Below are 11,049 nucleotides of genomic sequence, written 5' to 3'. Positions count from 1 at the left end.
CAGCCCGGCAGGGGCCGTGGCCGCGAACGCCTCGCGCTTGCCAAGGCCCGCCGCGATCACGCGCGGCACGGCCAGGTCCGGGTGCCCGTGGAACACGGCAACCTCGTCCTTCCTGCCCCGAAAATCGCGCACCGCCGGGGCAATGCCCAGCCACGGCGCAGCCTCCAGCAGTTCCGGCGCCGCGTCCGCAAGGGCCTCGCCCTCGAACAGGAACACGATCACCGCATCCGCACGCCACTGGGCAGGACCGCCCACCTGAAAGCGAATGTCCACGTCACACCTCCATCACGCGCCTCTCCGGCGCGATTCATTCAGGATAATCCTTGTCGGAGAAAGAAGGAACCGGGGGAAGGAACCTTTTGGGAAAGGTTCCTTCCCCCGGACCCCCATCCTCCAAAACTTTTCATTCGGGTTGTTGCAACGGCACCCGGCGCGACAGCCCGTGCTGCGTGCCCGATTATCCACAATGAAACGTTTTGGGGGGAGGAGGGAAGGGTCCGGGGAGGAAGGATCTCCCCGGTTCGCGTGTCCCTTCAACGCATTAAAAATCCAGGCCGTACGTCTCGATAAACTGCCCGATGCGGGCACGCGCGGCCTGCATGCGCTCGCGCAGTTCCACCTTGTAGGCGGCCAGATCCAGCTGGCGGCGCGCAACGCCGGTGCGCATGGCGGCTTCGGCCACTGCCGGGGCCACCCATTCGATGACGCGCGGGTCCAGCGCCTTGGGGATGATGTAGTCCACCCCGTACGACAGCCCGGACAGGCCGTAGGCGGCCAGCACCTCGGCGGGCACGGGTTCGCGCGCAAGGGCAGCCAGTGCGCGGGCGGCGGCCAGCTTCATTTCCTCGTTGATGGCGCTGGCGCGGGTGTCCAGCGCGCCCCGGAAGATGAACGGAAAGCCCAGCACGTTGTTGATCTGGTTGGGGTAGTCCGAGCGCCCGGTGGCCATGACCACGTCGGCGCGGGCGGCCCGAGCGTCCTCGTACGAAATTTCCGGGTCGGGGTTGGCGCAGGCGAAGATGATGGGGTTCGGCGCCATGGAACGCACCATGTCCTGGGTGACCATGCCTCCCACGGACAGGCCCAGGAAGCAGTCGGCGCCGCGCATGACGTCGGCAAGGCTGCCGTGGTCCTGTTCCTGCGCGAATTCGGCTTTCTGGGCGTTCAGGTCGGTGCGGCCCTTGTGGATGAGCCCGCGCGAATCGAACATGAACACGTTCCTGCGCTGCACCCCGAACGATTCGAAGAACCTGGTGCAGGCGATGGCCGCAGCCCCCGCGCCGCTGATGACCAGCTTGACGTCCTCGGCCTTGCGGTTCGTCAGGTCCAGTGCCGCAATGAGCCCCGCGCCCGAGATGATGGCCGTGCCGTGCTGGTCGTCGTGGAACACTGGAATGTCCATCTGCTCGATGAGCGTCTGCTCCACCTCGAAGCATTCCGGCGCCTTGATGTCCTCAAGGTTGATGCCGCCAAAGGTGGGCTCCAGCATCTTCACGAATTCGATGATCTTCTTGGGGTCCTTCTGGTCGATGGACAGGTCGTACACGTCCACGTCCGCGAAAATCTTGAAAAGGACGCCCTTGCCTTCCATCACCGGCTTGCCCGCCAGCGGCCCGATGTTGCCAAGCCCCAGCACCGCCGTGCCGTTGCTGACCACGGCCACCAGGTTGCCCTTGTTGGTGTAGTCGTAGCCCAGCGAAACATCGGCGTGGATGGCGCGGCACACATCGGCAACGCCGGGGGTGTAGGCCATGGAAAGATGCTTCTGGGTGGCGCAGGGCTTCACGGGAACCACCTCGACCTTTCCGGGGTGGCCGCAGGAGTGGTAGCGCAGCGCCTCATCCTTGGTGAACAGGGCCATGAATGCCTCGCTTGTCGTTGACGGTGCGGTAAAGGGAACGAACTCCGCGTCCGGCAGGGGCGCCTGCCCGCGGTTGACTGCATGTCCTCACGTCCGGGCAACGTAGTGCAGCGGCGCATCCATTGCAAGCCGCGCCCGCCCCGCTTGCCGCCCCGAACGAACCGGGATAGTTTCAGGAATGATCCGTCGTCGCCTGCTCTCGCCCCTCATCCTGCCGGTGTACTCGTTCGCGGCCACCATTCTTGCCGGGGCCGCGCTGCTGTACCTGGACATCAGCCACGTCCCCTCGGCGGACGGCCAGGGGCTGTCCTTCGTTGACGCGCTGTTCACCGCCACCTCCGCCGTGTGCGTCACCGGGCTGACCGTGGTGGACACGGGCACAACCTTCAGCCTGGCCGGACAATGGATCATCCTCGCGCTCATCCAGCTTGGCGGCCTTGGCATCATGACCTATTCCAGCCTGCTGCTGTTCCTTTTGCGGCGGCGGGTATCGCTTACCGACAAGCTGGCCGTGGGCCAGGCCCTGATGCACGACCCCTCGTTCCATCTGGGGCGGTTCCTGTACCGGCTGATACGCACCATCCTGTGCATCGAACTGGCGGCGGCGTGCCTGCTGTACATCTTTGCCCCGCAGGGCATGGGCGCGTTCGGCGCGCTGTTCCACGCCGTGTCGGCCTTCTGCAACGCGGGCTTCGGCCTGCGGCCCGACAACCTTATGCCGTGGCAGGAGCACACCGGGGTGAACCTGGTGATCATGTTCCTGATCGTGGTGGGGGGCATCGGCTTTTCGGTCATCGACGAACTGCTGGGGGCCGCGCGAACGAAACTTTCCGGCAAGCCCTACCGCCCCCTCAGCCGACACACCCGGCTGGTGCTGACCACCACCGCGTTCCTCATCGCGGTTGGCGCGGCGCTGATCTGGCTGGCCGAATACTTCAGCGACTACACCGGGCTCAGCCCCACCGGGCTGGTGCTGCCCGCCTTCTTCCAGTCGGTCACCTGCCGCACTGCGGGCTTCAATACCCTGGACATTTCCCGCCTGACCGACTTCACCCTGATGGTGATGATCTGCCTGATGTTCGTGGGCGGTTCGCCGGGGTCGTGCGCGGGCGGCATCAAGACCACCAGCTTCCGGGTACTGGCAGGATTCGTGGAAATGCAGTTGCGCGGCAGGCGGCAGAACGTGCTGCTGGGCCGCGCCGTGGACACCCCCACCCAGGCCAAGGCCCTGACCCTGTTCCTGTTCGCCATCATCGTGGTGACCGTGGGCACCATGGTGCTCAGCCTGACCGAGGGCGGCATCAGCCCGCACACCCACACCCGGTTCGAACAACTGGATCTGATGTTCGAGGTGGTATCCGCCTTCGGCACCGTGGGGCTGACCACCGGCGTCACCCCGCACCTGAGCGTGCCGGGCAAGATTTTGATAACCCTGCTGATGTTCATAGGCCGCATCGGCCCCGTCTGGCTGCTGGCCACCCTGCAGCACTTGCAGAGCGAACCCAAGTTCCGCTGGCCCGAAGTGGACTACCCCATCGGGTAACCACGCGGGCAGGCGATGCATACGGGAGCAACCCAATGGTGAACGTGGCGAAGAAACTGGAAATCGGCATCGTGGGCCTTGGCAAGTTCGGCCTGCAGTTGGGCCGCACCCTGACCGAGATGGGCCATACCGTGGTGGGACTGGACACCGGCGAGACCCGCGTGCGCCTTGCCCAGGATGTGCTGGCGCAGGTCTACCAGGCCAACGCGACGGACATCGCGGTGCTGCAGCAACTGCGCTTCCAGGATCTGGACATCGTGTTCGTGAGCGTGGGCGATTCCATGGAAACCTCGCTGCTGGTGGTGCTGAACCTTCAGGAAATGGGCGCGCGCAAGATCGGGGTCAAGGCGGTCTCCACCGAACACCGCAAGGTGCTCACCCGGCTTGGCGTGGATCTGGTGATCCTGCCCGAACACGACGTGGCCACCCACGTGGCCCACCGGCTGGCCAACCCCGGCATGCTCGACCTGCTGCCCCTGGGCGGCGGGGTGCTGGTGCAGGAACTGGTGGTGGACAAGTGGGCGGGCCGCACCCTGCTGGAACTGAAGCTGGTCAACGACTACGGGGTGATGGTGGTGGCCGTGAAGCCCGTGGGCGGCAAGGAGTATCGCTTTGTGCCGCAGGCGCATGAAACCCTGGAGCGCGGGGATGCGCTGGTGGTCATCGGCAAGCAGGAGGATGTGTTGCGGCTGGTGCCTTGAGAGGCGGAGGCGCGGCGAGAGGAACGGGAAGGGGAGCGCGCTGGTGGACGCGGCCTCTACGAAGACACGCCAGCCCTGTTCGTAATGAACACCCCGCATGTCACCAGCGCGGCCCCCAGCAGCAGCGACACGGGCAGCGCCTCGCCCAGCATGGCCCACGCGCAGACAATGGCCGTCAGCGGCACGAAGTTGATGAACACCCCGGCCCGTCCGGCGCCTATCTCCTTCACCGCCTCGTAGAACCACGTGAACCCCAGCACGGTGCCGAACACGCCAAGGTAGGCCGCCGCAATCCACAGGGCGGCAGGGTACTCCGGCAGTGCCGTCCACAGGCCTTCATGCAGGGCGAAGGGCAGCAGCATCACCGTGCCCACCGCGCACGACCAGGTTACCGCCGCCAGCGGCGACAGCGCGCGCATGACCACCTTGCCCAGCAGCGAGTACGCGGCCCAACTGGCCAGGCAGCCCAGCAGCGCCACGTCGCCCCACGACAGGGCCGACGAGAACAGCGTCAACGGGTTGCCGCGGGTGATGGCGATGACGGCCCCGCCCACGGACAGCAGGATGCCCGCCAACTTGCGGCGCGACAGCGGTTCGCCCAGGAACAGCGCGGCCCCCACGGCGATGGCTATGGGGTTGTTGGTGACGATCACCGCCGCCCGGCTGGCGGGCACGGTGGCAAGCCCGGTGAAGAACAGGGCGTTGTAGGCGAATACCCCGGTGGCCCCCAGCAGCAGCACCCCGACCCAGCCGTGCATGCCCGGCGAGGTCAGGCGCGGCAGGGCGCCCTCGCGGCGGCGCACGTACCAGAACAGCAGCCCGGTGGCCATGGCGAAACGGAGAAAGGCGGCGGAAAAAGGACCGGCGTGGACGGCGGCGATGCGCCCGGCAACAAAGGTGCCGCCCCAGAACACGGTGGCCAGCATCAGCTTGGCGTACAACAGCATGAACGACTCCCGCGTGCAGGAAAAGGCGCGGCGGCGCGGGCGCACGGTGCGCGGGGCTCGTCGCGGGAAGGGCGAAAAAAATAATGCTGCAACACCGCGCCCCACGCACTGTGGCGTGACAGCATGTTACCGCAGTGTCGCACCGTAACATGCCGGGATTGCGGCACGTTGACACGTGCGGCGATATACGGGAAAAACACGGTACTGTCGAGGTGCTACCCCCAAGGTTTGCCCGGCAGCCCGTTGCACGACGGGACAGACCGAACGTTGCCCCAGAGCCGCGTCCTTGCGCCGGGCAGGACACGACTCGCCACGACCTTCCGTGGCACGCAACCACAGGAGGCCCATGACCCGACGCCACCCCCTGCACTACCTGGCGACCATCCTGGTGCTCTGCGCGCTGCTGTTCGCGGCGCTACCCGCAGCGGCCAGCGAGACGCCCGCCAAGCGTGGCCGCGCCTCGTGGTACGGCGACGACCTGCACGGCAAGAAGACCGCCAGCGGCGAAGCCTTCGACATGAACGCCCTGACGGCCGCGCACAAGACCCTGCCCCTCGGCACCGTGGTCCGCGTGACCAACCTTTCCAACGGCCGCTCCGTGCTGGTCACGGTGAACGACCGGGGCCCCTATCGCGGCAACCGCGACATCGACGTCTCCTACTCCGCCGCGAAACAGCTGGGCATCGTCAAGCCGGGCAGCGCCACCGTGCGCATAGAGGTGCTGGGTGACGCCAGGGGCCGTCCCCTGGATCCCGACAGCGCCTATTTCGTCCGCATCCGGTCCTACGCCAGCAAGGCCGAAGCCGAACGGTTGGTCCGCAAGCTTGAACGCGAGGGCGAAGCCGCCGTGCGCGTCCGCGCGCGCACGGAAAATGGCCGCAAACGCTGGATGGTCTGCGTGGGACCCTTCCGCGATTTCGACGACGCGCGCGCCCTGCGCCGCCACCTGATGCAGCGCCACGCCGACATCGACATCGTGGCCGACCGCGCCCGCGACTGATCCCCCTCCCCGCCGCACGCTACAGCACGCGAGCCCTGCAACTGTCGCAACGCCATGGTCCGCACGCATCGCCGTGGGTCTTCTCTCGTCGCAACCATTCCGCACGACGGACTGCGCTGCCCCCCCCCACGGTTCCGGATTCGGCCCCGGGGGAGCCCAAGCGCCCTTCACGCTCCGCGCCAGTACGCTCCGCCGCCCGCCCCCCCCGGCCCACGGGACATGCGCGCATGCATGCCCGTTTCGGCCCGGACAGGTGCGGCACCGCCCGCCGCGCCATCCGCAAGCGGTCACAAACTTCAGCCAGCGCGCCGCAGCACTGCCCCGCAAGGCCGTATCGCCATCAGGCAGTCATGCCACCGCCATGTCGCGGCCATTTTTTTGTGGATAATTTCCTCGCTGCTTGGCAATCTGAAAAACATCATATCGCCAACCACATCAGCGCAAGCCAGGAAACAGCCGTCCCATGCTCAATCGCCCCCCCCGCGTGCTGACCATCGACGACGACGTCAACGTCCGCTCGAATCTGGTCGCCTATCTTGAGGACAGCGGCTTTGACGTGATCGAGGCAGAAAACGGTCGCCGCGGACTCGAGGCCTTTGCCGAGAAGGCGCCCGACCTCGTGCTGGTGGACCTGCGCATGCCCGTCATGGGGGGCATGGAAGTGCTGGAACGCCTGCGCAAGGAGGCCCCCGATGTGCCCGTCATCGTGGTGTCGGGCGTAGGCGTGCTGGAAGAGGCGGTAGAGGCGCTGCGCCATGGCGCGTGGGACTACGTGACCAAACCGGTCACCGACATGCGCGTGCTGGAGCACGCCGTGAACAAGGCGCTGGAGCGCGCCCGCCTGCTGGAGGAGCGCAAGCGTTACCGCGAGCACCTCGAACAGGAGGTGCAGGAGCGCACCCGCGAACTGCGCGAGACCAACGAGCGCCTGGTGGAATACCAGGCCCTGCTGCAAGAGAAGAACCAGTTCCTTGAAGCCCTGGTGGAGGGCATGCCCAACCCGGTGTTCTACAAGACGCTGGAAGGCACCTACATCGGCTGCAACCGCGCCTTCAGCCGCCTGATCGGCAGCAGGCCCGAGGATGTCGTGGGCCGTTCGGTCTACGAGATACTGCCGCAGGAACTGGCCTGCCGCGTCGAGGAATCCGGGCGTCGGCTGGATGCCGAAGACGATGACGGCGCGGGCTATTCGTGCATGATCGACATGCGCGATGCCGCTGGCGAAGACCGGGTGCTGGTGCTGTACAAGAGCTATTTCCGCGATCGCACCGGCCAGCGCGCGGGCGAGGTGGGCACCTTCCTCGACGTCAGCGAACTGAAACGCAAGGAAGCGCAAATCGTCCACCAGGCCACCCACGACGAACTGACCGGCCTGCCCAACCGCATGGGACTGCGCCAGCGCATGGAAGATCACGCGCTGAAGGGCGGACCGGATGCGCGGCTGGCGGTGCTGTATCTGGACATGGACAATTTCAAGACCGTCAATGACAGCCTGGGCCATGCCGTGGGCGACCAACTGCTGCGCGCCGTGGCGGGCCGACTGGTGGGCATGGCCCCCCGGCGCGACATGGTGGCTCGCCTTGGCGGCGACGAATTCGTGATGCTGCTGCCGCTGTCGGCGGAAGGCGACGGAGAGTTGGCCGAGACGGAATCGGCCCGCATCCAGGACGCGTTCACCCGGCCCTTCAACGCCGCCGACCACGAACTGTACGTGATGCCGTCCATCGGCATCAGCGTTGCGCCCGACGACGGACGCGACCCGCCCACCCTGCTGAAGAACGCGGAAATCGCTATGTACCGCGCCAAGGAGCAGGGCGGCGCGCGTTTCCGCCGCTTTACCCAGGCCATGAACGACGATGTAACCCGACGCCTGGCCATCGAAAAGAGCATCCGCAAGGGGCTGGAAAACGACGAATTCGTGGTGTTCTATCAGCCGCGCGTGGACATAGTGACCGGGCAGGTGACCGGCATGGAGGCGCTGGTGCGCTGGGCCCGGCCCGACGGCACCCTGGTGCCGCCGCTGGAGTTCATTCCCGTGGCCGAGGACACCGGCCTCGTGGTGGCGCTGGGCGAGCGGGTGCTGCGCGATGCATGCATCCAGACCCGCCGCTGGACCGACGAACTCGGTCCGCTGCGCATCGCGGTGAACATCTCGGCCCGGCAGTTCCAGCCGGATCTGCTGGACCGGGTGCAGGCGGCCCTTGCCGAATCGGGCCTGCCGCCCTCGCAGCTGGAACTGGAAATCACCGAAACCACCATGATGCGCGACCTGCCCACCTCGGTGGCCATTCTGGAGCGGCTGGCGGCGCAGGGCATTTCCATCGCCATCGACGACTTCGGTACCGGGCATTCCTCGCTGTACTACCTGAAGAACTTTCCCATCGACACCATCAAGATCGACCGTTCGTTCGTGCGCGACGTGCCCGGCGACGAGGGCGACGCCACCATCGTTTCCACCATCGTCACCATGGGGCGCAACCTGTCGTTGAACGTGGTGGCCGAAGGCGTGGAAACCGACGACCAGTTGAGCTTCCTGCGCGCCCACGGCTGCCGCGAAGTGCAGGGCTACTACTACAGCAAGCCCCTGCCCGCCGACGGGTTTGCGGACTGGATGCGAGCGGCCCTGTCCGCAGGGTCCGCAGGGGCCGCAGGGTCCGCTGGGTCCGCAGGGGCCGCGAGCAGCAGGAAGTAGGCAAGGTCGCGAGCGGCGCTTGCCGCGGGGTTCGCAGGGGCCGCGAGCAGCGGGAAAACAGGGAAGCAAGGAAGTTGGGAGCGGCCCCGGCAACGGGGGTGGCGCCCGCAAGACGGCAAACGGGGGCCGGATGCATGATGCATCCGGCCCCCGATTCGTTGCGTATCCGGTGCCGTTCTGGGCAGCCCCTACACTTGGCCGCGCCCTAGGGTAATGCCCAGCGGCGTGGAGCGCGTGGCCTGCCTGTAGCCGGTAAGGCGCTGCGATTCGCGGCGGGTCTGCTGCAACTGGCTGCGGATGTTGTCATGCAGCCTGCGGGCCTCTTCGGTCAGGCGGCCTTGCAGGCACTGCAAGCGCAGCAGCTTGTCGCGCAGATCGTTCAATGCTGCCGGATCGCGGCGGCTCCAGGCCATCTCCACCAGTTCCGCCCGCTCGCGCGAGGCGGATTCGGCGGCCTCCACGTCACCGGCGGCAAGGGCTCCCAGTTCGTGCTCGCCCAGTTGCAGGGCCATGTCGAGCAGGGAAAGGCTGTCGGGCATGGCTGCTACCCCTTGCTGGCCTGCCGGATGTCCTCGCGCAGGGCCTGGATGACCTTCTTCCAGTTTTCGCAGGCAGGCAGGAATTCGTATTCCAGCAGGTCGGCCAGCAGGATCCAGTCCTCGTTTTCGAGCACTTCGGTCATTTCGCCAAGCTGGTCGGAAAAACGTTCCACGTTGTCGCTGAAATCCTTGGTGGTGCGCAGCGAGAATTCGTTGCGCAGCACGCCGATCATGCCCATGAAGTCTCGGGTCACTTCCAGCAGGTCCTGGAACATGTCCAGCGCCTCGGCGTCGTCGGCCTGACGGAACAGCCCGGCCACCTGGCGGGCGCCGTCGGTCATCACCTGCACCACCTTGTACAGTTCGCGGGTGATGTTCACGGCCATTTCGCCCACGGGCATGCTGCGGATCTCGACGGAGCGGATGTCGCGCTGCTCGATGTCCTCTGCCTGATGGGGGTAGATTTCCGAAAAGGCCTCGTCATTGACGAGCACGTCAGTCACCACGCGGTTCTCGAGGTAGCTGCCCTCCATCACCTTGACGAGGATTTCTTCGAGATTGGCGAAGTTTTCCAGCTTGATGTCGGCCTGGCGGCCATCGATAACGATCATGGGGTCTCCCTCCTGCATCCCGGCACCGGGAAAATTTGTCACGTCCGACTGCGGTAAAGCAAAAAGCGGACCATGACGCAGGAATGCAGGCAGACACCGCGCCCGGCAGGGCACGCACCGGCGCCGCCCCACGCGGCATGCGGAAGGGAAAGGTCAGCTCGACGGGGAAAGGTGGCCCAGCCAGACCCGCACCAGCGCGCGGTAGGCCGCCGCCAGGGCCAGCACGGAATCAAGCGAGCCGCCCGCCCCCTGTGATTCGCACAGCCACAGGTGCCCCAGCACGTTGAACAGCGCGCTGTTGTCCCACAGGGCCTGCACGCGGCTTACGGTACCGAGGAAGCGCGACTTGGCCATATCCGAGGGGCGCACCCTGAGCAGGCCGCCCTGCTCGCCCATGAGGTGCAGCAGGGCGTCGGCCTGGCGCAGTTCGTCGGCGGCGCGGGCGCGCAGAGCCTCGGAGAGCGCACAGGGGCCGTGCGGTAAAAGAATGGGGCCGGCAGGTCGGGCAGCCGCCGGATCGGCGGGCTGCATCCGGGGCAGGTCAAGAAATTGACGATAAAAATGGCGCTGCAGGCGTATCCAGCGGGTGCGGTCTTCCGCCTCGTGGCCGGACAGCGAGACAAGGTCCATGAACCCGCGCCCGGGCATGACCATGGCCGGGGCGTCTGCGGTTACGGGTTCCGCATCCGCCTCGCGCAGGGTGCGCCATACCCGCGCTTCGCCGTGGGGGGGCGGGGTTGCGCCCGATGTGGCACAGGCGGCGTCTGGCTGCGGCCACTGGCCGGTGGTCAGGTGGGCACGGACCGGGTCGAACGCGGTATCGGCGGAAATGACCCGGCGACAACGCTCGCCGTGCGGGCAGGGTGCGCCGAACGGGCAGGGGTGGCAGTCCAGCGCGGGTTCCAGGCAGCAGCAGTCCTGGCGATAGGGGCCGGTGTCCCACGGCTGGGCCGTGGCCAGAAAGATGGCCAGCACCGGTACGTCCAGCCCGGCGGCCAGATGCATGGTGCCGGTGTCGTTGGTGACCAGCATGCGCGTGTGGCGCAGGGTGGCGGCCAGTTGCGGCAGGCTGGTGGCGCCGATCAGGTCGATGCAGGGCACCGGCCCGGTTGCCCCGGCTTCCTCCGCCAGCGCCGCGCGCAGCCGCTCGCCCAG

The 11,049-nt window shown here is 66.8% G+C and carries 10 protein-coding genes; 4 read left to right on the top strand and 6 right to left on the bottom strand.

The genetic code is table 11. The annotated features are described in order from the left end of the window. Nucleotides 1-273, bottom strand: a 273-nt coding sequence (locus FVW20_RS18595) for a M17 family peptidase N-terminal domain-containing protein (RefSeq protein WP_307831665.1), incomplete at its 3' end; no start/stop codon positions are given. A 268-nt stretch (nucleotides 274-541) separates the two neighbouring features. Then, nucleotides 542-1,861 (bottom strand): malic enzyme-like NAD(P)-binding protein, encoded by a 1,320-nt coding sequence (locus tag FVW20_RS18590; RefSeq protein ID WP_196610733.1) that lies wholly within the window; start codon nucleotides 1,859-1,861, stop codon nucleotides 542-544. Nucleotides 1,862-2,039: 178 nt separating this feature from the next. On the opposite strand from FVW20_RS18590, the gene FVW20_RS18585 reads away from it, so the two are divergent. Together FVW20_RS18585 and FVW20_RS18580 are read left to right on the top strand one after the other, a co-directional pair. Then, nucleotides 2,040-3,404 carry a TrkH family potassium uptake protein gene (locus FVW20_RS18585; protein WP_196610732.1) on the top strand — a complete coding sequence of 455 codons (1,365 nt, stop codon included), beginning with the start codon at nucleotides 2,040-2,042 and terminating at the stop codon, nucleotides 3,402-3,404. Between the two features lie 35 nt (nucleotides 3,405-3,439). Then, nucleotides 3,440-4,105: a potassium channel family protein gene (locus FVW20_RS18580; protein ID WP_196610731.1), complete on the top strand. Its 666-nt coding sequence runs from the start codon at nucleotides 3,440-3,442 to the stop codon at nucleotides 4,103-4,105. Nucleotides 4,106-4,161: 56 nt separating this feature from the next. Here the strand turns inward: FVW20_RS18580 and FVW20_RS18575 are convergent, their stop codons facing one another. Continuing rightward, nucleotides 4,162-5,052 carry a DMT family transporter gene (locus tag FVW20_RS18575; protein WP_196610730.1) on the bottom strand — a complete coding sequence of 297 codons (891 nt, stop codon included), beginning with the start codon at nucleotides 5,050-5,052 and terminating at the stop codon, nucleotides 4,162-4,164. A gap of 346 nt (nucleotides 5,053-5,398) precedes the next feature. Here FVW20_RS18575 and FVW20_RS18570 point away from each other — a divergent pair, with 346 nt between their 5' ends. Together FVW20_RS18570 and FVW20_RS18565 are read left to right on the top strand one after the other, a co-directional pair. After that, nucleotides 5,399-6,052: a septal ring lytic transglycosylase RlpA family protein gene (locus FVW20_RS18570; RefSeq protein WP_196610729.1), complete on the top strand. Its 654-nt coding sequence runs from the start codon at nucleotides 5,399-5,401 to the stop codon at nucleotides 6,050-6,052. A gap of 463 nt (nucleotides 6,053-6,515) precedes the next feature. Beyond that, nucleotides 6,516-8,744: an EAL domain-containing response regulator gene (locus FVW20_RS18565; RefSeq protein WP_196610728.1), complete on the top strand. Its 2,229-nt coding sequence runs from the start codon at nucleotides 6,516-6,518 to the stop codon at nucleotides 8,742-8,744. A gap of 188 nt (nucleotides 8,745-8,932) precedes the next feature. Here FVW20_RS18565 and FVW20_RS18560 read toward each other — a convergent pair whose 3' ends face one another. From FVW20_RS18560 to FVW20_RS18550, 3 genes are all read right to left on the bottom strand, one after another. After that, nucleotides 8,933-9,283: a hypothetical protein gene (locus FVW20_RS18560; protein WP_196610727.1), complete on the bottom strand. Its 351-nt coding sequence runs from the start codon at nucleotides 9,281-9,283 to the stop codon at nucleotides 8,933-8,935. 5 nt (nucleotides 9,284-9,288) lie between these two features. Continuing rightward, the gene (locus FVW20_RS18555) at nucleotides 9,289-9,894 is read right to left on the bottom strand and encodes a DUF8043 domain-containing protein (protein WP_012612674.1); all 606 of its coding nucleotides are present in this window, start codon (nucleotides 9,892-9,894) and stop codon (nucleotides 9,289-9,291) included. Nucleotides 9,895-10,047: 153 nt separating this feature from the next. After that, nucleotides 10,048-11,049, bottom strand: a 1,002-nt coding sequence (locus FVW20_RS18550; protein ID WP_307831663.1) for a glycosyltransferase family 9 protein, incomplete at its 5' end; no start/stop codon positions are given.

Source organism: Nitratidesulfovibrio oxamicus (assembly GCF_015731765.1).
GTDB lineage: Bacteria > Desulfobacterota > Desulfovibrionia > Desulfovibrionales > Desulfovibrionaceae > Cupidesulfovibrio > Cupidesulfovibrio oxamicus.
This window is presented reverse-complemented; position numbering and strand designations above follow the sequence as displayed.